Origin of the sequence: Spirulina sp. 06S082 (assembly GCF_034932145.1) — a bacterium.
Taxonomy (GTDB): domain Bacteria; phylum Cyanobacteriota; class Cyanobacteriia; order Cyanobacteriales; family Spirulinaceae; genus CCY15215.
In genome coordinates this window covers 1-20,268 of sequence record NZ_JAYGHV010000144.1, presented here as the reverse complement: position 1 = coordinate 20,268, position 20,268 = coordinate 1, and the positions used below count along the sequence as shown (strand labels likewise).

28 protein-coding genes are annotated in these 20,268 nt (G+C 42.1%); 6 read left to right on the top strand and 22 right to left on the bottom strand.

Going from position 1 to position 20,268, the window contains the following annotated elements; translation table 11 throughout:
- Positions 1 to 206: 206 nt before the first annotated feature.
- From VB714_RS10755 to VB714_RS10700, 12 genes are all read right to left on the bottom strand, one after another.
- Positions 207 to 1,349 (bottom strand): tyrosine-type recombinase/integrase, encoded by a 1,143-nt coding sequence (locus VB714_RS10755; RefSeq protein ID WP_323223942.1) that lies wholly within the window; start codon positions 1,347 to 1,349, stop codon positions 207 to 209.
- A 60-nt stretch (positions 1,350 to 1,409) separates the two neighbouring features.
- Positions 1,410 to 2,831 carry an ATP-binding protein gene (locus tag VB714_RS10750; protein ID WP_323223939.1) on the bottom strand — a complete coding sequence of 474 codons (1,422 nt, stop codon included), beginning with the start codon at positions 2,829 to 2,831 and terminating at the stop codon, positions 1,410 to 1,412.
- Between the two features lie 4 nt (positions 2,832 to 2,835).
- Entirely contained in the window at positions 2,836 to 3,393 is a 558-nt protein-coding gene (locus VB714_RS10745) for a hypothetical protein (protein WP_323223937.1), read from the bottom strand.
- Positions 3,394 to 3,397: 4 nt separating this feature from the next.
- On the bottom strand, positions 3,398 to 3,766 hold the full coding sequence (locus tag VB714_RS10740; RefSeq protein WP_323223935.1) for a hypothetical protein: 369 nt from the start codon (positions 3,764 to 3,766) through the stop codon (positions 3,398 to 3,400).
- Positions 3,763 to 4,098 carry a hypothetical protein gene (locus VB714_RS10735; RefSeq protein ID WP_323223933.1) on the bottom strand — a complete coding sequence of 112 codons (336 nt, stop codon included), beginning with the start codon at positions 4,096 to 4,098 and terminating at the stop codon, positions 3,763 to 3,765. Before VB714_RS10735 ends, VB714_RS10740 begins: the two co-directional genes overlap by 4 nt.
- 2 nt (positions 4,099 to 4,100) lie before the next feature.
- Positions 4,101 to 4,529, bottom strand: a complete 429-nt coding sequence (locus VB714_RS10730; protein ID WP_323223930.1) for a hypothetical protein — start codon at positions 4,527 to 4,529, stop codon at positions 4,101 to 4,103.
- Positions 4,530 to 4,597: 68 nt separating this feature from the next.
- The gene (locus tag VB714_RS10725) at positions 4,598 to 4,789 is read right to left on the bottom strand and encodes a hypothetical protein (RefSeq protein ID WP_323223928.1); all 192 of its coding nucleotides are present in this window, start codon (positions 4,787 to 4,789) and stop codon (positions 4,598 to 4,600) included.
- A gap of 12 nt (positions 4,790 to 4,801) precedes the next feature.
- The gene (locus VB714_RS10720; RefSeq protein ID WP_323223926.1) at positions 4,802 to 5,158 is read right to left on the bottom strand and encodes a hypothetical protein; all 357 of its coding nucleotides are present in this window, start codon (positions 5,156 to 5,158) and stop codon (positions 4,802 to 4,804) included.
- A complete protein-coding gene (locus VB714_RS10715; RefSeq protein ID WP_323223924.1) occupies positions 5,155 to 5,379 on the bottom strand; it encodes a hypothetical protein in 225 nt (74 codons plus the stop codon). Before VB714_RS10715 ends, VB714_RS10720 begins: the two co-directional genes overlap by 4 nt.
- 186 nt (positions 5,380 to 5,565) lie before the next feature.
- The gene (locus VB714_RS10710; protein ID WP_323223922.1) at positions 5,566 to 5,757 is read right to left on the bottom strand and encodes a hypothetical protein; all 192 of its coding nucleotides are present in this window, start codon (positions 5,755 to 5,757) and stop codon (positions 5,566 to 5,568) included.
- A 27-nt stretch (positions 5,758 to 5,784) separates the two neighbouring features.
- The gene (locus VB714_RS10705) at positions 5,785 to 6,129 is read right to left on the bottom strand and encodes a hypothetical protein (RefSeq protein ID WP_323223919.1); all 345 of its coding nucleotides are present in this window, start codon (positions 6,127 to 6,129) and stop codon (positions 5,785 to 5,787) included.
- On the bottom strand, positions 6,122 to 6,316 hold the full coding sequence (locus tag VB714_RS10700) for a hypothetical protein (RefSeq protein WP_323223918.1): 195 nt from the start codon (positions 6,314 to 6,316) through the stop codon (positions 6,122 to 6,124). Before VB714_RS10700 ends, VB714_RS10705 begins: the two co-directional genes overlap by 8 nt.
- Before the next feature lie 39 nt (positions 6,317 to 6,355).
- Here VB714_RS10700 and VB714_RS10695 point away from each other — a divergent pair, with 39 nt between their 5' ends.
- Together VB714_RS10695 and VB714_RS10690 are read left to right on the top strand one after the other, a co-directional pair.
- Positions 6,356 to 7,000 (top strand): hypothetical protein, encoded by a 645-nt coding sequence (locus tag VB714_RS10695; protein WP_323223915.1) that lies wholly within the window; start codon positions 6,356 to 6,358, stop codon positions 6,998 to 7,000.
- Positions 7,001 to 7,501: 501 nt separating this feature from the next.
- The gene (locus VB714_RS10690; protein ID WP_323223914.1) at positions 7,502 to 8,167 is read left to right on the top strand and encodes a hypothetical protein; all 666 of its coding nucleotides are present in this window, start codon (positions 7,502 to 7,504) and stop codon (positions 8,165 to 8,167) included.
- Here VB714_RS10690 and VB714_RS10685 read toward each other — a convergent pair.
- Together VB714_RS10685 and VB714_RS10680 are read right to left on the bottom strand one after the other, a co-directional pair.
- The gene (locus VB714_RS10685) at positions 8,132 to 8,425 is read right to left on the bottom strand and encodes a hypothetical protein (RefSeq protein WP_323223912.1); all 294 of its coding nucleotides are present in this window, start codon (positions 8,423 to 8,425) and stop codon (positions 8,132 to 8,134) included. The two genes, VB714_RS10690 and VB714_RS10685, sit on opposite strands and share 36 nt — an antisense overlap.
- Positions 8,426 to 8,502: 77 nt before the next feature.
- Positions 8,503 to 8,817, bottom strand: a complete 315-nt coding sequence (locus tag VB714_RS10680; protein WP_323223910.1) for a hypothetical protein — start codon at positions 8,815 to 8,817, stop codon at positions 8,503 to 8,505.
- Positions 8,818 to 9,108: 291 nt separating this feature from the next.
- On the opposite strand from VB714_RS10680, the gene VB714_RS10675 reads away from it, so the two are divergent.
- The 3 genes from VB714_RS10675 (at position 9,109) to VB714_RS10665 (ending at position 13,741) form a co-directional block, all read left to right on the top strand.
- A complete protein-coding gene (locus tag VB714_RS10675; RefSeq protein WP_323223909.1) occupies positions 9,109 to 9,288 on the top strand; it encodes a hypothetical protein in 180 nt (59 codons plus the stop codon).
- Complete coding sequence (locus VB714_RS10670) at positions 9,269 to 9,664, top strand: hypothetical protein (protein ID WP_323223907.1); 396 nt, start codon at positions 9,269 to 9,271, stop codon at positions 9,662 to 9,664. Before VB714_RS10675 ends, VB714_RS10670 begins: the two co-directional genes overlap by 20 nt.
- A gap of 729 nt (positions 9,665 to 10,393) precedes the next feature.
- A complete protein-coding gene (locus VB714_RS10665; RefSeq protein WP_323223906.1) occupies positions 10,394 to 13,741 on the top strand; it encodes a DUF3854 domain-containing protein in 3,348 nt (1,115 codons plus the stop codon).
- Between the two features lie 169 nt (positions 13,742 to 13,910).
- Here VB714_RS10665 and VB714_RS10660 read toward each other — a convergent pair whose 3' ends face one another.
- Positions 13,911 to 14,348: a hypothetical protein gene (locus tag VB714_RS10660; RefSeq protein ID WP_323223904.1), complete on the bottom strand. Its 438-nt coding sequence runs from the start codon at positions 14,346 to 14,348 to the stop codon at positions 13,911 to 13,913.
- A gap of 50 nt (positions 14,349 to 14,398) precedes the next feature.
- On the bottom strand, positions 14,399 to 14,749 hold the full coding sequence (locus VB714_RS10655; RefSeq protein WP_323223903.1) for a hypothetical protein: 351 nt from the start codon (positions 14,747 to 14,749) through the stop codon (positions 14,399 to 14,401).
- A 49-nt stretch (positions 14,750 to 14,798) separates the two neighbouring features.
- On the opposite strand from VB714_RS10655, the gene VB714_RS10650 reads away from it, so the two are divergent.
- Positions 14,799 to 15,086, top strand: a complete 288-nt coding sequence (locus VB714_RS10650; RefSeq protein WP_323223901.1) for a hypothetical protein — start codon at positions 14,799 to 14,801, stop codon at positions 15,084 to 15,086.
- A 187-nt stretch (positions 15,087 to 15,273) separates the two neighbouring features.
- On the opposite strand, the gene VB714_RS10645 is transcribed toward VB714_RS10650, so the two are convergent.
- The 6 genes from VB714_RS10645 to VB714_RS10620 form a co-directional block, all read right to left on the bottom strand.
- Positions 15,274 to 15,627, bottom strand: coding sequence for a hypothetical protein (locus VB714_RS10645; RefSeq protein ID WP_323223899.1), 354 nt, complete (start codon positions 15,625 to 15,627; stop codon positions 15,274 to 15,276).
- Between the two features lie 136 nt (positions 15,628 to 15,763).
- Positions 15,764 to 15,907: a hypothetical protein gene (locus tag VB714_RS10640; RefSeq protein WP_323223898.1), complete on the bottom strand. Its 144-nt coding sequence runs from the start codon at positions 15,905 to 15,907 to the stop codon at positions 15,764 to 15,766.
- On the bottom strand, positions 15,895 to 16,830 hold the full coding sequence (locus VB714_RS10635; protein WP_323223897.1) for a hypothetical protein: 936 nt from the start codon (positions 16,828 to 16,830) through the stop codon (positions 15,895 to 15,897). Before VB714_RS10635 ends, VB714_RS10640 begins: the two co-directional genes overlap by 13 nt.
- Before the next feature lie 4 nt (positions 16,831 to 16,834).
- Positions 16,835 to 18,841: a hypothetical protein gene (locus VB714_RS10630; RefSeq protein ID WP_323223895.1), complete on the bottom strand. Its 2,007-nt coding sequence runs from the start codon at positions 18,839 to 18,841 to the stop codon at positions 16,835 to 16,837.
- Positions 18,842 to 18,997: 156 nt separating this feature from the next.
- Positions 18,998 to 19,657 (bottom strand): hypothetical protein, encoded by a 660-nt coding sequence (locus tag VB714_RS10625; protein WP_323223893.1) that lies wholly within the window; start codon positions 19,655 to 19,657, stop codon positions 18,998 to 19,000.
- Positions 19,658 to 19,661: 4 nt separating this feature from the next.
- Positions 19,662 to 19,994: a hypothetical protein gene (locus VB714_RS10620; protein ID WP_323223891.1), complete on the bottom strand. Its 333-nt coding sequence runs from the start codon at positions 19,992 to 19,994 to the stop codon at positions 19,662 to 19,664.
- Positions 19,995 to 20,268: the final 274 nt, after the last annotated feature.

The following is a 20,268-nucleotide window of genomic DNA, read 5'->3' as shown; positions in this document are numbered from 1 at the left end:
AGCCGTTGTTTATTTTTGCAAACTCTAAAAATAGGAAACGCGATCGCCGTTGTAGTGCGATCGCGTAAGATGACTGAAAATCCTTGGTAAGGGTGAGGTCACGAGTTCAATCCTCGTCAAGGGCTTCTCTTATACCAAGGCTTTCAGCGATTCTTTACTATCTTTCTTGCATCTTGGGGCGCAAATGGGGCGCAATTTGGACGGAATTAGTAAAGATCGGGAAGTTCGTCAGGCTCAAAATTTTTCAATCCCGTGTAACACCTCATAACGGTTTCTGGGCGATCGCCTATCAGTTGCGCGATCGCAACTAATGAAACTCCATGTTCGTAATGTAGGTTCGTGACGTAGCTATGTCTCAAACAGTAGGGGCGCAATCGGGTCACAATTTTTTCATCCTTCACCAAGTTGTCAAGGATAAAGCACCATTGCCGCCTATAAAAATTACTGTGATTGAGATAACCTCCGGTAGGACTAGAGAAAAGTGTTTCCTTTCCTTCTAGAGGTTTGAGTATTTCTGCCAACTTCGGAGCTAGAGGAATAACCCGAGCAATATGATTCTTGGTAACTGGCATGAGGATGCCTTTACTGTAAACCTTGGAGATTTGGGCTTTGCATCCCTTTCTTCCCCATTGCAGATCGTTCCAAGTTAATGCGATCGCCTCCTCGGGTCTACAGCCTGTAAGCGCTAAAAAGGCAACATAGGGATAATAGTAACTATGAGCGTAAGAGCTATTAGCCGAGTTGTAGGTGTCTTCCCTGAAGGCTTCGAGAATGGCTTTTATTTCTAATGGTTCAAACCATTGAATTGTTTTTCGCTGCATTTTGGGGAGTTGTGATTTTAGATTTTCATGTTCGCCAGTCACTAATTTTATGGCTGCATTTAAACTGGTAAAATAGCGATGTAATGTCCCCGCCGCTCTTATTTTTAGCCCATGTGATGCAAGATTTTCAATGTTTTGCATATCGTTTGCTTTAGCAGGGATATCTTTTAAAAATTTATCAATATCTTTCCATAATCTACTTTGTGTTGTGGGAGCAATCTGATGCTTTTTTATTTCTTTATAATTATTCCAAATATCTATTAATGTGAGTTCGGTTGTTTTTTGAGTTTCTTTGTAATTCCTAATATCGAAACATTTTAAAGCTAATTCTGAGTTTATTTTATTAGCTGTATCCTTGGCTGTTTTCAAAGTTTGTAGGGTGATTCCTCCTGAAATAGTAATATTAATTTGTTTGTAATTAACCTTCAGTCTTAACCTAAAACTATTGTGATGTTTTACGATTGTTACGCGACCTATTCTATCAATTTTTCTTCCATCTGGCGATTTTTGTATAGTTGATAATTGCATTATCTTTAAAAGTAAATAATTCTGGCGATCGCATAACACAATCGCCAGTTTTCTAAATTGTCAAGTTATCCCGTTGAACATATCAGGATAATCATCTGATAATCCTTTCATCTCTCGAATGATTTTAGCCGCATCATAGTAAGCGTTAGTCCCCTTAGAACTGATACCAAAAAACTCTTTAATGATGCGATTTTGACTCCAACCAGAGTCAATTAATTTTTGCAGGTTGGCACGGTTGACCTCGCTCATTTGGGTGGTTGGGTCAACTGGTTGCCAACTGGTTGCAACTGGTTGAGATGCTGGTTGAGTGGTGGTTGGGGGGGTATCCCTGCAACTGGTTGGACTGGTTGGGGATAAGGCAAGGGGGAATGTGAGAGGGAGCGATCGCAGTGGCTGCAGCCCCTCTGGTTTTGCTCCTTTTTCGACTGTCTTATGATGTCCCAGATTGGGGTGTAAATGTAGCTTGTCCGCATTCATTAAAACCGGATAAGCAATGTTTTGAATATCGCGATAGATGTCTTGATTAGGCAAGTTCCGAGCATATTTGTTGGCAATCTTTTGTAAGCGAATCAAGGTGAAATTCTCCAAAAAGTCGCCCTGTCCCTCCAACCCAAGGGATTTGACATTGCCGGACTGAGAGCAGAAAATTGCCAATTTATTATATTTTCGACCTCGCGATCCGAATTGGAGAAGGAAGTTATCGACCTGTTTTAAGGTTGGTTTTCCTTCGTTGATTGCATAGAGTCGGATGGCGGGAACTTCGTCAACAATCACAACCATTGGGGTTTTGTCCCTCGACTCCAAAAGGTTCAAAAGTATCTCCATCTGTTTTAAGATCGCCGCATAGTCGCGAACAACCGTTAGGCTTCCCCAGTCCGTGTCCTCGGGGTCAAGGATAATGACTTGAGAATCTTGCATCCCCCCGGCGATAGCCTTGGCTAATGTTGTTTTGCCGGACCCAGAATTACCCAGCAAGGCGATGCCAGTAGCTTGCGAGAGCAGTTGGGGGATATCGAGAGGGGGTATCCCCTTCGCAGTGTCAAAAGCAGAGTAGGGATAACTGTCAATCAGCCCGCCGTCGCCTTCGCCTTCGCCTTCTTCACGAGGGCGGCCAGCGCTAACGTCCGTGAATATTATGTGCGATCCTTTGGGTCGCAGGAATTTTCCATGTTGATGGAGGATGTGCTTGAGTTGAGGACGATCCTCGTCTTTTGTCAATTTCCATAATTTTTTAGCCTCGGTTTCGTTTATTTTGTCCCAGTCCGTTTGAATACCTTGCCAGTCTTTAACCACCAAACGGTAGCGAAATCCAATGGCTGCAATACCTAAGACAGCCAATCCTCCAACGGCAAAAAACCCTCCAAACGAAAAAACGAGAGGCCACGTTGTAATCCCTAGGGGGATGATTATTTTCAGGGGATTAAAACGGGAATCAACTGCATTGATTTCTGATTGATAAATTAAGTCTTCTTTTGTTTTCATGGTTTTAACGTAATCCGTGATGGAGTTTTACAAGCCATTCAGCACCAAACAATGTGATGAAAATGATTAAGATATTCAACCAGTTGATTGAGGTCAGAACGGGAGCAGTTACAAACTCCATGAAACCAACATTTAAGGGCGGCCAAAACATGATGGCTAAACTGCAATCAATTGCGTAAAAAATCGTGGCGATCGCACTGGCTCTCGCGTATTCTTCTTTACTGGGATTCTTGAGGAGTAGTGGGCGAATTTCTCCCACTTGAACTGATGCTAACCCTGCTATACCAACTATCCAGCCAATGGGCTTTAGTGCGATTTTGGTTGTTCCTAACGCTTTTGCGATGAGAACGTTAGATGCTTTCATATAGGGGGAAAGATTAGCAAAAAGCACGATTCCTTCGACTATGGCAGCCCCGAAAAAGATGATCGCCCCAGTAATTTTTTTAACGGATTCAGGGTCGTTTTTTGCTTGGGTCGCTCTTTGTTTCCAAGTGGCTTTTGGCTGTGTCCCGTTTGGGGGGGCAGTATTATTTGTCCCGTTGGGTGCTGTTGTTGTATTCATTAATTTAATTTATTCCTCCCTGAATGATGTTTTTATCGTCAGTTTTGGCTAGTTGGAGGAGTTCTCCAGTTTTAGAGACGATCGCGGTATTGCCAAAGCGATCGCAAACTATTTGCCCTGTTTTAGCTCCCCGAACTATTTGCCCTGGTGCGATGGGATTATTCGCTATTAGGCATAAACCGCTCTGATAGCGGGTTTCAGCGAGTTTTTTGGAGATGGCGATCGCATCTTCCTCAATTTGCATAGATACCTTGGCTGTTTGGGTTTCGGTAGTTTGAGCGGATCGGGTTTGTTGCCCGCCGTTGAAGGCATTGGCTATTCCTCCAATGGCAACGATCGCCAATGCGCCAATGGTTAAAGGATCGGGTTTCATTCTTCCCCCTTGACAAATGCCTGGATGTCTTTGGCGGTTAATATTTTTAGCGCCCAATCCTGATGGACTTCCTCGTGGGGGTCGGTGTTTTCTCCATCAATCTCGTTGATGAACCTTTGCGCCCAATCAGGGAGAGGATAAGAGATGGGATCGTGATCGCCGGGGTGCCAGATATTTACTTCGCAGTCCAACACTTCGATCGCCAGATAATCATTCCCATCCTTTAAATAGTTGGCGATCGGGCAATTTGCAGGGTCATCGGAAGACCCTACGATATTGTTTTTGTGATTGGCGTTTTCGAGCCAGGCTTTAAATGCTTGGGAAGTCAACATCTTTAGTCATCCCCCTTGAGAAATGCTTGGAGGTCTTTATCGGTGCGGGTTGAGGCGATAATTACAACTGCAACGATCGCTATTGCAATGATCGCGAGGAGAACAAGAGAATAGATTTTTTGATTTGTCCCGTCATGGGGAACGTTCTCAACTTGTTGCCGGGTTGAGGCGACGGATTGATGGGGGGAAACGATGGGAACTTCAGCCCCGTTAACTTTGCATAATCCCTGTGCGTCTAGTGCTGCATGGGCTTGCTTGATTGGTTCGGGGGGTCTGGTTCCTAAAACGTGAAATTCTCCGTTGGGGAGTTGGACTCCCCACTGAACGCGATCGCCAACGAGTTGATTAATGAGTTGGTCGCAGGACGGACGGAAGGCAATGCGATAGTGTCCGGCAGGCGGGAGGTTTTGATATGGGGGAATCTGAGACATAATGGGATTGGTAGATAAACCTATGGGTTGGGGGGAGCGATCGCATTGCTGTGCGATCGCCCTCCTTTTTATTGATGGATTTGCTCAATCAGTTGAGTAGCAATTTGATAAAGGCGATAGCGATCTTGAGGGTCGCATTGTTGAATCTCGCGATCGATATCTGGACCATTGCCGCGCTCTATGGCATCGGCTAAAGCGAAAGTTCCTCCCCAGGGGATAACTTGGCCTTCTACGAATGAGAGTTCTTGATTGTTGTTCATTGTTTGAGATTCCTATTTGGATACTAAGTTCTGTAAGGTTTTGAGGCGCTGGGTCCGTGTCATTTTGCCAACGCCTAGGCTTTCGAGAGCTTCTCGCAGGTCGGCTTGTGCCAGGCTTTTGACCGTTCGGGAAACTTCGGACCAGTAGAGTTGGGGGATGTCGAGGTCTGTTTCCCCTGGGAAGTTTACGGGAGGCAGTTCGCTCGGCCCGATCGCCAATTGTTCGTTGGGGGAATACTGCTGCAAGACTTGGATGGCAATATTTTCGGAAACTTGCGGATCGTCGGAATTCCCGCCGAGGTCTTCTATGGCGATCGCCAAGGTTTCTTCATCCAGTCCGGTTTTGTTCAAGAGGTCAGCTTTGTTCATTGGTTGAGTTTTTGGGTTGTTAGATAGGTTTGAAAGGCTTCTTTTGAGAGGTTGTTTCGGTTGCAACGAACCCATTGTTTGAGTCGTTCTCGACCGTGGCGACGATCCCATCGGTTACTTCGAGATTCGTATCGAGTTCGGGTTATTACCCAGCAAATGTAAGGGGTATAATTTTCCGATTCCCATTGCTCTCGAAAGTCTCTGAGGAGAAGTTTCAGCATTTTTTCATCCTGGGAGAGGGTGTTGGGAGATGCGTTTAGATGTTCTGAAAGCTCCCTCCTGCTTAGGTTTGGGGTAATTGCCTGAATCATGTCTGAGTCAATGTCGGAATCAATGTCTGAGTCAATGCCTGAGTCAACGTCTGAATCATGTCTGAATCAAGTCTGAATTGATTCAGAGTAAAAAAATTACATTGCTTGATAGGCGGCTTTGGCGGCTTGCACCATTAGTTTTCGGCTAAATTCGTTGAGTAGTAATTTGTTGCCGGCGAGTTCTTGCATTAGCTCTTCATTTTGTTTTAGAGCTAAAAGCATTTTGGCTCGATCGGGGTTTGGTTGAGAGGTGTTGGGAATGGAGAGAATTAGGTCTACGTCGTTCATGGTTTGTTTTGGTTAAGGATTGAGGGGTTAATTTGTTTCCTTGGTGTCGAATAAACTTAACTGTCCGGGTGGGGGTGGGGGTGATTTTTTGGTTTTCCCTTTTAGTGGGCTAAAGGTTTTTAATTTTGGTGGTTGTTTGGGGTCAAAGCGGGTTTCTTCGTAGTATTCAAGGCAGCTTTTGACCTCTGAGAGCCAGATTTTATAGGGATGATTGGCTCGTTGTCCGAATGGATAAGCATTGGAGATTTCCTTTTTCAATGCCTTGATATTTACGGGTCGCTCTGGATGGGCTTTCAGATAAAGTTTTTCAACTTTTTCAATTCGTTCTCTTGCTTGGTCTCGCCAAGAACTAGATCGCCGAACATTACTCATTGATAATTCGCTCCGCAATAATTTCCTTGATGATTCGGGTTAGGATGCCCCGATCGCGGCCGCTCTTCACTGCCATCAGTTCGCTGAAAATTTTCTTGATGTCAGCACGGACGACGGCGGCGATGAGTTCGGGGGTGGCGTTGTATGGGGACAGTTGCTCCTTAATGCTTTTGAGTGTTGTTTCCATTTGTGAGATGCTGGGGATAATGTGTTTATTGGTTTAGTTATGCGTTTTCCTCGCTGGTTTCCTTATCCGCAATGTTGGCTAAGGGTTGCAATTATTAGTCTTTCGACAACGATAGGGGTCTTTGTTGTTAATGCGTTTTTTAACTTGTTAACCCTATTTTTTTCTGCGTTTTTTAACTTGTTAACCCTATTTTTTTCAAATGCTAATGCACCTGTTGTACATCTTGTTTTAAGTTCACTACTTTTACTCATAAGTATTGGTAGGCTTGTAGGTGTATTTTGGTTTCATACCGTTGTTTGTCAGTGGGTAGCAATTTCACAAAAACAGCCTGTTTCATGGTCTTGGATTCCTCCTAAACAGTTTTGGTATGAGTCGTTAATTGACTGGATAATCTGGATTTCTAGTGGTCTTTTTGTTTTTTTCGTGTATGCAAGCCCTGCATTTTCTGATTTAAGAGAAGGTTCGGATATGCTTGCGGAAATGACACAGATTGCAAGCACAGCTTTTGTTTTTGCTGTATTTTTGATGGCTTATATCCATCAAGCTCGCTTTTTGGCATTTCAATATTGGGGGAAGAAAAAGCGCAAGAGGAAGGAAGCTAGTCAGTCTGCGCGACCTCGGGTTAAGCGTTTAGCTCAAATCGTTCAAGACGACGAACCTCGGCAACGACAAGAGAAAAAATAATTTCCTCGCTGGTAGTTGGGATAGTCGCACTGCGCGATCGCTTTTTATTGTTTTTTGGTTGTCGATCGCGCTGCACTTTAGGAAAACTCTGGGTCTTTCACCTCGGAGAGTCGCAACTCGCTATTTAGGCTGTTTTCCTTCTGCAACAGGGTGCGATCGCTTTTTATTGGGGGTGTCGAACGTTTAGCACTTTAGAAAAATCGGGACTTGCACCCTAGCGATTCGCGATCGGCTCTGTTTGCTCTTTTCCTGTCATGCTGCGATTTCATCAATCTATACTCTATTGTACATATTGATGGAGTATAGTCAAGAGGCTTTGCCCCTTTTTTACAAAAAAGGAGATTCCGGACAGTTTCTCTATCTGGAGGGCAACAAAAAGAGAAAAAGATAAAATACGTTATGGGTAAAAAAATTTTCAGAACTAGAATGGCACTAGGGTACTATTCTGCGTTTACCAATAAATTTACGCTTCGATCTATTTCCCTCAGTTAATAGCAATCAATGATTAGTAATATCGAAAAAGTAACGGTTTTTTCTTGCTTACAAAAGCAGGGCATACATCCTGCTTTTGTAAGAGTTCAATATAACAACTCCACTCTCTTATTGACCGTCCCTATGTGGATGAGAAAAACCATTGTTGAAAGATGCTGGGAAATTATTAATTCATTAAATTTTTATGTTTCTAGAGTAATAATCAAATCAGAGGAGTTAAATTCTCCTTCTGATTTGATTTGGAACAGAAAAAAAATGGACAATAAGCCCAAAAGAATATTAACTCTCAATGAACTGGGTTTGCAACCTGTTGAAAACACCATTATTGAGACAGAAGTTTTAAAGAGTCCTTATCCTTGTGGGATTCTAACAATGAATGAAAACAAGGGGATTTTCTCTTCTGCTCATATTTCTATTGCAAGTGGAACAAATCCGGAGCAATGGAAAAAGATAAAATCGCATAAAGATTTTTTCTTGCCCGATCAGTTTGACAAGTATATGCAAGCCATCTGGGAGAATGCCAAAACAAACCCTCAAGGGAGTATAGAAGTCGTGTATGTAGCTCCTCAGTTTACAGGAGAGCTATTTGAGCGACGGGTTCGAGTTCGACTTGTTAATTATTATGGTCGCCTTTGTCGGTTAGTGAAAACAATTGAGATGCGACCTCTTACCTAGATTGTTTTCGTTTTCTTCCCCTTCCCCTTCCTCTAGATTAATTTCATCGTGAGGAAGGTTAAGGGTTTCTTCTATTTCCTCTATATTGCATCCCAACTCATCCGCTAAGAGATGGGCTTTTCCTCTACTATAATTCCATCGGTTATCTCCGCTTACCCAAGCACGAAGATCGTCCTCTTCTATTCCTATTTTTTTCGCGATCGCTTCTATTTCGCTGTACCGAGCAACAAGTTTTCGTCGGGGGTCTGATGCACTCATCTCTTTTAAAAGAAAATTTTTGAAAAAATAAAAGATTGGATTTAACTGCTTTTCTAATTGCGAAGATATTGTAACAATTAGTTTTTCTTGTAAATCAGAGGTTTTTTCCTCCTCGGTTTTTTTTTTACCAAAACTGTCTTTGGATCGAAAGGGGCTTCAAGCAAACTCCCAAGAAACTCCCAAGAAACTCCCGTCCCTTGGCGAATTTTTACGAGCTTATCGTAGCCGGGAAGTCTTCCCTCTCTTATATTGCGGATAGAATTTCGGGCAAGACCTAGATTTTTTTCAAATTGCAACTCGCTTTCTTCTCCTCGAACGGTATCTAACCACTCCACAAGAGGCGCGGTTACATTTGCCTTATCTTTTTGCTGCTGAGTTGAGTTGAGTTCCATAATTCCATCAATCTGTAATTTTTATTTTAGTCAACTTTAAAAAAAAGTCAAAGCGCTTGACTTTTTACATCAATCTGTACAATTATGCTATAAATTGATGTTATAACTGGATCGTCGATATTTATCACATCGAAAAATCTCCTCTCTAGGGGCTGCGTCCCCTTTTCTTGGAAGTAGGCGTACAAGAACGCAGCAGTTCAGTGTTCGACCCCACCAAAGGTGTTCGACCCCTAACTGTTTGGGTGCAACTCCCACCGCTTCCCACACACCGAATTGAGCATTCATGGCGATGTGCTCCCACCACATTGCCTTTTCATGGCAGGAGCCGGAAGCGGGGCTGCAGCCAACGGGCGCGGCCAGTGGGTGCAATTCCCACCTCTTGCCCAATCAAAACGCGATCGCCTGTCAGGTCTAGCGGCGCGATCGTCCCTAAATTTATCAATCATTAACAATGACAACCCCAGACATTAACAATGAAAAACCCCCAGAAGTTCAGTACGAAGAACATCTTTACGAAATCGCGAGATTTCTTCGGCTAAAAGAAAAAAAAGATGCTTATTATACTCTCAACAGCCAACTCCTCCAAGTGAGAAGAGAGATAGAAAGGTATGCAGAAGAAATCCACGAGGAATGGCTCAACAGCAAACCGCCGTTTAAGCCTGGCGATCGGGTCAAGGTTACAGGTAATGGACATCTTTTGAAGGGCGAAACCGGCTGGGTTTACTCACTACCTTACGAAGATGAGCGTGCGGATCCTCAGTTTGCACAGGAAGAGGTGTTAGTTTTTTTTGAAGATATAGAACATCCAGAGAGGATTCATTGCGATCGCCTAACACTTCTTAATTAAATTGCGATCGCCTGTCAGGTCTAGCGGCGCGATCGTCCTTCCTATTCAAGCAATGAAAACAAATCGCAAACTAAAAGACCCCCGAAAGAAACCCCCAAATCGCATTCTCACAAGGCAAGAGAAGGACAAATATTACCAAGAGGAATCAGACACTCTTAATAAACAGCTAACCTTGCCTCTACCAGAAACCGCGCCCGCGCCCTTACCAGAAACAGAGAAGCGCGATCGCACACCGACACCGACGAAATGCGAGATATGCAATGGAGAAGGGGAAATCTCCCCCCATCAGCAAAGTTGGTGCATCTGCCCGAACTGCTTTGGCCGAGGAATTACCGCCAACAACCTTAGTTCACAAAGAAAATGATCTCTAAACTTTTTCACGTCTGGGGAACGAGACTGCACTTTGAATTCGATTTCAAAATAAATATCGGAATCTATCCGGGCAATGAAGTTTGCTTACTCGTTAGAAGCGAAGGGCAGCAACTTTATCCCTATTGGTTTATTGCCTATTGTTGTCTCTTTCATCGTGCCTCTCTCAGTTCCTTCCTGTTTTATGGAAAAAGAGAATGGTTTCTCAACTTTAATCAAGAACCACGATTTGAGCAATGCAAAAGATTTGGAGAATCTCAGGGATTGAGATTCCCCGACGACGACGTTCTACTCCCCTTTTAAGTAAAAGCGATCGCGTTCTTAGGGAATGCGATCGCCGTTCATTAAAAAGCAAAAATAATGTTAACAGAAACAACAGAAAAAGTCTCTCAAACTTCCTCAATTATACCACAAAAAACCAGTGTAAAAGAGTTTCGAGTCTCCCACTTGCAAGAATTTAGACGTAGTGCGATCGACGACAAAATAGCCGCTTTAAACTTTAAAAGTTTAAACGAAGAAGAATCTTACGAACACTTAGTTTATGCTCTTCCACAAGAGGATCGGCGCAACGATGGAAGGTTGCGATCGGGAATCCTAAAGCAGTATCAGCACTTTGCTCATGGGGGATGGTGGTGCAAAACCGTAGACCCTCAAACCGGGGATGAACGCCTCTTTGGGCAATTCAAACCCAACAACCCGAGAACCGATAAAAAGGGAAAAATTATCAAATATGAAGCCCCTCCCAAAGCCAAAACCGAAGCCTTTTTCCTAGAACCCACGATCGAGGCATGGGAGAAAATCGCCAAACGCTACGATCGCGAATTTCAATTTCTCCCAACATGGAAAACCGCCGATTTTTGGAGATGGATAAAAGTTTGCAACATTCCCATCTTCATAACCGAGGGCGCAAAGAAAACAGCAGCCCTATTAAGTGCAGGTTATGCGGCGATCGGGATTGTAGGCATCTGGAACGGTTGCCCAAAAGTACAAACATCAGAAAACCTCGATCCCGTTCCTCAACTCATCCCCGACTTAGAGCTATTTGCAACGGAAGAGCGAGAGATTTATATCGCCTATGATTCCGACCAGAAACCAGAAACCAGAAACACTGTACTTTATGCCACGAAAAGGCTCGGTCGTTTACTTGCAGAAAAAGGCTGTCAGACTCACGTTATTAACTGGGACCCAGCATTAGGAAAAGGCGTAGATGATGTAATTAAAAAGCATGGGCTTGAGACCTTCGAGAAATTAGTCAGTCAAGCAACAACCTTCAAGATTATTACCCGACAAAACACACCATCATCAGAGGTTACAAATTTCCTGAGAAACATAACAATAGGGGAAGTTTCAGAAGAACCCAGCAATGTCCCAGATAGTGAGAAAATCTGGACGCAAGAGGCTTACGATGAATTGTTTGGGGATAAACCGTGGATAACAATCCAAGACGTGATGCACCAATGGACGGGTAAATTTTATGAAGCTGTAGAAGATGCCCTACTTCTCAGAACTATAGCCAGATGGCTTAACACTTACACCGTTCGGGGCAAAGAAGAATGGGATTACAAATGTAAATTTGCAAAACCTTCTAGTGCCAGCACCATCCTCCAATGGGCCAAACAGTTAACAGGAGTAAGCGTTAAATCAATCAATCCTCCTGGCATTAATTTGGAGAATGGAACGCTGAAAATTGAATGGGAGGGACAAACCCCAAAACATAAATTAATCCCTCACGATCTGAACAACTATTACACTTATTGTTCCGATGCAAAATATGACCCTAACGCTAACAGCGAAGATTGCGATCGCCTTCTCTCTGCCCTAGAACCCGCTCAACAAGATATTTTGTTAAAACTAATCGCTGCAAGTCTAGATTTACCAGGGGTCAGGGAATTTACTAAAGTTGGTCGCATTCGAGCCGCTCTCTGTCAGGGAACGGGTTCAAACGGTAAAGATGCTATCCGGGCAACGGTGAAACAGATGTACGGCGGCAAAGGCATGAGTATTTGTTCCCTTTCAGATTTTCAGCAATACGACCAAGGGCGCAAATTTCCGCTTTCTGCATTAAGAGATAGTCGCATAAACTGGAGTTCTGAAAACTCAGGAGCATTGTCCCTCGACAGTCTTGAAAGCCTTAAGCAATCAATTACTGGGGATTCTTTGACCTCGGAAGCCAAAAACAAAGACGGGGTAGATTTTGATGTGAAATCGGTCTTTTTCTTCAATATCAACTTACCCCCTCGCATTGATGCAAGTTTGGATGCGATCGCAACGAGATATTGCTTTCTCACCTTCAATAAAACCTTTAAAACTAACCCCGACCCTCGAAAAGGAGAACTACAAGCCGATCCGCGATTTAAGGATTCTCCTACTTTTATCCGCGACAATATTTTGCCCGCGTTCCTGAACAAGGTTTTGGATGCCCTAGAGCGATTGCCCATTGAGGGAATTAATTACAAAGCCACAGAGGTCGCAATTGATGAAGTACGCCGCGAATCAAATCATCTCATTGCCTTCTGCCAAGACACAGGTTTGGAAGTTACCCCAGGAGCTAAGACCTACCTTAAGGATATTTGGGAGAAGCTCGAGCAATGGTACATCGACAATGGAACTCTCGAAATTGAGGAAAAAGAGAACGGCAAGCCTAAATATATTTGGAACGAGCAAGTCAGACGGTCAGATCATAATGTGAAGCGCAATCATGTTGCGGCTCGGTTTCTGCGATTGTTCCCCAAAGCGAAAAAGAAGAAAGATTCTTACTTCTATTTGGAAGGGATATCTTTTTCTGAATCAGTTTTTTCTGAGAAAGTGGACGATCGCGACCAAGCGGACCCACAAAACCCAGACAGCACAATCGATAACGCGATCGTCAATGCCCAAAATTCCATTGACGATCGTGTGCGATCGTTGACGATCGAGGAAAATGTGGACGATCGAATAACTGATTTATCGGGAAGCAATTCTGAACGATCGCACACGATCGTCAACGATCGTCAACGATCGTCAACGCGATCGTCAATGCCTCTAGAGCCGCAATCCATTGCAGATAAAGAGATTCAGACATTAGAAGATGGCGATCGTCAACAAGACCCCGAAAAAACGTCAGATAAATTATCTGGCGAGGAGATTGAATTTATGGCCGGAGTTTTGGAGCTTTGCGAATCCCTCGAGGATTTGGAGGGATGGCAGATAAAAAATCACTGTTCCCCGGCAGAAGTCAAAAAGATTTGGGCCAAAATTTCACCAGAGAAGAAAGCATTGTTTAAGCAATGGAAGGCAGAGAAGGGCGATCATTCTCATCCTCAAGAGGAAAATATTATTGAGATTGTCGAGCTACTTGAGAATTGCGACTGCATGGAAACCTACGAGGTTATTGTAGATGTCGCATTGGAGACGATGAAATCATTAGCTAAAGAGGGGGTTCTTTGCGGCGACTTACTTGAATTAGCGATCGCCCGACTCAGCCCGGAACAGCAGGCTCAAATAGACAAACTCGAAAACCCCCCGCGAGAAACCCCCATCCCCGTCTTAAAGAAAGGAGATCGTGTTGTCGCCATTGAAAACCAAGAATGGGGAGTCGGTATCGTTCAGAGCATCCGAGATACTGGTGACGGGCTATCGGTTCACGTCAACTGGAAAAGCATCAAAGAACAATTCCCCATTTATATTGAGGGATTGGATATCGCTCCCCCATCTAAAAAGAGGTTGTAACTTGAAAGGCGATCGCGTTGGGGAATGCGATCGCGCAGGGATGCGATCGGGCCGGGGAGTGCGATCGCCTAATTATGAAAAGGACTTTGATGCAAAATCCAAACATAGAGCAAAAAAGCCAGGGTTAAACCAACTACTAAACCGAGTAAAAAAGCAATCATTGTTTTTGTTAATCTTTGATAATTTTTTCGTAAATTTTATCAATGTTAGCGTATTTGAAAAACCTCCCTTTTCGGTTAACTAAGCGAACGTTTTCTACGAATTCCTTCAACAATTCAGGATTGCCATAGAAGCCTATCAATATTTCTATTTCTTGTTTTAGAGATTCATTTTCAATTTCTATTAATCCTTTTGCTTTTTCGCAAGCAATCTCTAAATATTTAATTTTATCAAATTCTTCCTGAAGAAGTTGAATTCTATTTATTAAATCTGCTTTGTCTGCTGCATTTTCTGCATTTACCTCTTTTAACGCGGATAGAACAAATTGGTTTTTGTTATTTTCCCTTGCTACGATATAACCGACAGTTCCCGATAAAGCACTACCGATTGCTGTAATAATAGCAATTAAAATTTCCGTTCCATACTTAGCAAACACAATTTCTAACATGATAAAAAATCCCATAAAAAATTTATGGGATTCTGAACGCGATCGCGACTCTATATATGTTCTTCAAAACTAGCCATTTTGATATTGAGGATTTTTTTCCCATCGTATTGTTCCCCAATAACATCTTGAGGATTTTTGTCGGGAGGACAAGCCATAATATGAGTTAAACGACTTTTAGGGGGTGTACCGCTAGGCTCTAACAAACATTTAAAACCGATCCAGCCAAAATCTTCGATAAGTTTTTCGACAGATGCAGAAATGTATAAGTCGTTAGCTCCCGATGTGTAGCTAGTATCCAAGCCCAACTTGGCTAAAAGCCCGGCTGAATAATTCGATTCTTTAATTAATTTAACCGCTAAAACTAAAGTTTTTCCGGTAATTTTAGCAACTGCTACTCCCATAATTTGCCTCGTTAGTTAAGATAATAAAACTATAGCATAAAAAATCCCAATGATACTACTCGAAACTCATCCATTAAACAATAATACCGACACTACAATTTTTAATTCTTCAGGGACATTTTCTCAACCGTTCCACTTCATTATCGACTTAAACAGTCTTTACAAATTCCCGTATCGGGGATTTATTTATCAAGTATTCAATGAAGAATTTACGGGGAACTGGCAAAGATTGTATACAGAAAAGATTCATTATCCTGCTCTCGATTTGGGATTACCTTATCGTTTAGGATTTAAGGTTTATCGCGGCGCAAGGGAATTAAAAATTTATCGATTGTAAACAATAAACTAAGGTATTAATATTAATACCTTAGTTTGTTTATATTTTTTTGTTTCTGTCTATTCGGTAATTTTGATTTTTCATATCAAATGGTTCACCGATAGGTTTAGATTGTTTTTGGGTTTGAGGATGAAGTTGTGTAGGCATTACGGTTCTCCGTCAGGAAAATGAACTGGGAGAACCGGGTCTAAGGGTTTGGGATTGGTTCGATTTTTCCAAAAGTTAAACGGCTTGCTTGCATATATGCGCCGTCAAGGAACATTGCAATGGTGGGTAAATTAATGTTAAAAGATGCAATTTCATTAACGCCGTCAAAATTCCAACTATTAATAGCGCGGTAGGCGTTATCTCCATCGGTTGCAAAAGTATTACCCCCATTAGCATCGCCAAAATCCCCGTAATAAAGAACCGAACCATCCAGTTGCGTAACTCTCGCGATCGTAACGGTTCCATCTTGTTCAACGTAACCTGTGTTACATTTATCACGACGATCCTTTAACCATTCAACGGCGCGGACTAAAATCGTGCTTGCGTTTGTCATGTTACCAATACCAGGCAACTCAAAAGGAACAAATTGGTAATTTGGGGGGAGTGAAGTATGCGGCATTCTGTCACATCGTTGTAAGTGTATTACGAATGTAGCACACTTGCTCAACTAATTGCCATGTCTCGTGAAGCTATTGGTCGGGATAATCATGGGCAGACGCGATCGCCTCGTCTGGCTCTACCCGATCGCGTCTGCCCATGCACTTGTAATTCTGCAAATGTCGTTTGAGGGGATTTTTCTTGACGCGATCGCCAAACATTACTAGGTATTCCATCCTGTCTCTTTAGGAAAATCAAAAGATTCTAGCGCTTTTCTAGGGGTCTTACCAGTTTTTGTCTGAGTTTCGACCAATTGAATCGGTTTCTCCAAGCCTTCTATGAATAGTTCAGCATAATGTAGTCTTATTTCCCCTTCTAAGCGCTTTAGGCTGTATTTTTTAACCTTTTCCCCAAATAGTTTAATTTCAGGATTTTTTCTTAATTCTCCTGTTTGCGGGTTAAATCTTCCATCATCTTTGTGATGTCTGAAAAATGATTGATGATCCGGTTTGTCATCTTGTATCGCCAAAATATCTTTTATCAATGCTTTAGCAAAACTTTCATTTTTCATTTGTAGTTGTAATTGATAGTCTTTGTCTTTGTCTTTATAGGTAAAATATTCTAAACCTTTTTGATAAGTTTCTCTTCTGAAAATCCTGTAAATTTCTTTGGCCAGTTTTTTTATCTGAGAATTTTCCTTAACTTCTCTCGTTAATAACCATGAGTTTTTTTCGAGAAATTCATCATTTAATCTAATCTTTAAACTCATTCTCACTGGGTAGGTTTTTTTGGCTTTTTGCTGATCGTGGGTACTTTGTCGGAAGAATAGATGCAATTGCGGCTTGAATCTTACAGTGTCGTGAAAGTCGGTTGCGGGGATACCATAGATCGCCCCCAAAATAGGATTTTCTCTTAATTGCTCATAGATAGAATCCATCTTTAAGCTATTCCATAATTCAAGCCTTAATAGCGTCAGAATAGCGCTATCTTTCTCCTCATGTAATAACAAATTTTGGAAAACATCTAGCTTGTTTTCTTTTCTGTTACCTCGATTCTTTTTTTCTTCCTCTCTAAAAAATTCTCTAACCTTTCGATTAGTGTATTTTTTATGAAAGTCCTGTATTCTTTCAATGTCGTTTTTTTTCCTTAGATCGTTCATAGTTTTAATTCCCTTCTATATCTTTTTCGATGTCATCTTCAATCGAAGAAAGTTCTAATGTTCCTAAATCGATCTGTATTTCTGATTGTAATTTAACTTGTTCCCATTGCTCTAGGTTGTCTTTATTCGCTTCTTCAATTGCTTCGTTAAATTCTTCCGTTGCTTCTTTCATTTCTTGCAATGATTCTTTAATTTCTACCGTTGTCGAAACAATTTCTTCAATTACTTCGACGGCTTCTTGGGTGTTTTCTAACTTATTAATCCACCCAAACTTAGAATTTTCTCTAACACTATCGACTTTTTCATCGAACCATTCGTAAGCATCTTCCATTACAACCCCTGCACGTTTTAGGGCATTCCCTACTTTTCCCGTTACGTTAGCGGTTAGTTCGTTTAAATTCAAAATACTATCTAAAGTGTTTTGAGTAGAATCTATTACATTAGATGCGGCTTGATAAATCCTGTTAGCTTTCAACCATTGAATCGATAATTTAGTAAAGGTTTCTGCGCCTAAAGTTCTCTTAAGAGTATTTGCGAAAAATTCACTAATAACACCTTGAGTGCTTACAGGTTTCACTACTCCGTCACTATCCACAGTTTTCCATTCAATGCCAAAAAAGGATAAAATTAAATCAATTGTTCCTGTTACTGTAACTAGAATTTCATTACTTAATTGTGCCGCGTTATGCAATGCCAGTGATAAATTTAATATGGCGATCGCACGGTCTATCAATGGGTTATTGACTAATACCTGTGCGGCGTTCCATGAGTTTTGAGCCAATTTAATAGCGATAGGGAATTGAGTTTTCAAAAATCCTTCCATCCATAACAAAATTTTATTATTAATCCCTACTTGTCCGGCGATCTGATTTCTCGCTAATATTTGAGTACGTCGCATATCTGCTCTTAATTGATATGCTTGCAGCACGTCACTAGCATTAGAAACTCCTTTAATTGAAACAATTGTAATTGTTTTTGTTCGATTAACAGGTACTCCCGCTATCTCAACAACGATAGGAACTTGAATTTTTAATGCTTTAGCAATCATATAATCCTCGTCTGATTGAAGTCCAGAACAACGGCAAGGCTCGTCATTTCTTAATTTTTGACTTGGAGTGCTTGGAGTTGGTTTGACTGGGTTTTTAATAAATGTGGGGATAAGAGGAATATTCCCAATACCGTTACCTCCAGAAGATTCACTAGGTGACTCGGACGGCGAGGGTAGATTTAACGGAGAACCAGTAGGACTACCAGTAGGAGTACCTAAAGGGGTATCGGGAGGGGTATAGGCGGGTCCGGGAGTAGGGAAAGGATAAGGAATAATGGGTGCGATTGGTCGTTTTTGTGGGTTTTTTGTAGGATTTGTTTGTGGATTAGGGTAAGGGGTTCGTTTAGGTTTTTTCGGATCGGGTAAAGAATTACTAGGACTAGGTATTGAAGGGATGGGATCGGGTTTCAACGGTATTACTGGGATCGGATCGCCAACCCCTATCCCAGGTTCTTTATTAGGTTTTTTTGTGGGAGATTCTGGCAATTTTGACGGATGAGGTTTATTCGGTCTTCTAGGAGAAGGAATATAGGGTCTTCTAGGGTCTTTTTCCTCTTCCCCGCTATTCATCGGGTTAATATCAATAATTGTTATTCGGGTATTTTCCCAAGTAGTAGGAGCGCTACTCCCTATTCCCGTTCTACCTCCGGTTTTCATCCAGGGTAAATTTACAGGTCCATGATGGGTAAACCCGTAAAATTTATCGGTTTTAATAAACCCGCCGATAGGACCCCAAACATTGACCGAATTTTCACCGCCTACCCAACCCCCCTCATTATTTTCGGAATAACTTTCGCTGCGATAGGTAACTTTATAGGGAATATACCCTAAACCTTTATTTTCCGCTCCTGGTGCAAATCCTTCTCTATCAGGATATTCGCCAGGAGCGCGATCGCCGTTTGCAAGATCGCGAGGATCGCTAAAATTTTGTCCGTTGTTTTTGGGTTTAAAAGCATCGGACAAACTACCTATTGAAGGAATAGGCGAATCTTTTGGAAAAGGGAAATCAATAGGGAAAACAAGAGGAGAGAGGGCTTCACTTATCGATTTAGGTTTAGGTTTTATTTTGGGTAGTTTGTCCCTCAAACCTTGCGGTAAACAATTAAGAATAGGCATTTTTTAACATGGAGCTTTAGGAAATTTTGGCGGTTCGATTGGGAACACTCTATCCGACCCTATTGGGGACGAGCCAATAGGGTTGCGCCCCCCAGGAGAATTAGGACTCAAAACAGCAGCACCATTAGGAATTTTGGGTCCACCTCCCCCTAATACCGCAGCCCCTGGATAATGCCAAGGGATGCGATCTTGAGGTCCAAAATTTTTGGGATTAATGTAGGGTTTGGGGTTGATAACTCTCCTAGGGATCGCCGTTCTCGCGATCGCTTGACCAATTGCCGGGGAATTTCTTAATAGTGAAGGGATAGCCTTGGCTATTTGTACCCCTGTTACTCCTAAAGATATTAAATTTAAAACCGCTCCGATTTTATCGGCTATATTACCGACATTTTTAACCCCATTTGATGCGCCCTCTACAAAATTTACAGGCGGTTCATATTTTCCTGTTTGTGGGTTAAAGTTCGGATATCTTTGATGAAGCCTTTGCCTACGATCGCTTTCAGCTTTACCCGGTCGAAAAATAACATCGCCTATACCTTCTATTAGGCTTGGATCGGGTTTAACATAGGGAGGACGCGTAACAACAACAGAAGGATCGCCCGGAACAACAACAGAAGGAAAGGGGTGTGGTTTCCGCCTAACAACAATATAGGGAGCAGGCATAATTTTAAGTTAACCAAGCAGAAGGAATAGTGAATTCTGAACTATTTTTAATTTCTAGTCCATAATCCCAAAAATTTCCCGGTAGTAAAGCGTGATCCGGTTGCAGCGCGATCGCGCTTTTTGTAATTCTGTAATCGATAATATTTGATGTAGTGTTTATAGTGCTTGGGGGTTGCACGCTCCATTGAACCGATGATATTACGGATTCCATAATTCCATTATCATTGGTATAGGCGACATCCCTACAAGCAAGATAAAGAATGTGATCCACATACAGTTTTAATTTTTCATAAGTGTCTATTGATGCTGGCAAAGATGCTGGAGCGAATGCAACCATAGTTAAAAAATCCTCAAAAAAAAATTATCGGTTTATTCGTACTGATAACAATATATACTGCTGTAGTATAAAGGTAACACAGTCTCAAAAATTCTGGCAAGCCCTTAAGGGTCTGCCATCTTTATGTAAATCAAGAAACTTGAGTCTAGCCGTTGTTTATTTTTGCAAACTCTAAAAATAGGAAACGCGATCGCCGTTGTAGTGCGATCGCGTAAGATGACTGAAAATCCTTGGTAAGGGTGAGGTCACGAGTTCAATCCTCGTCAAGGGCTTC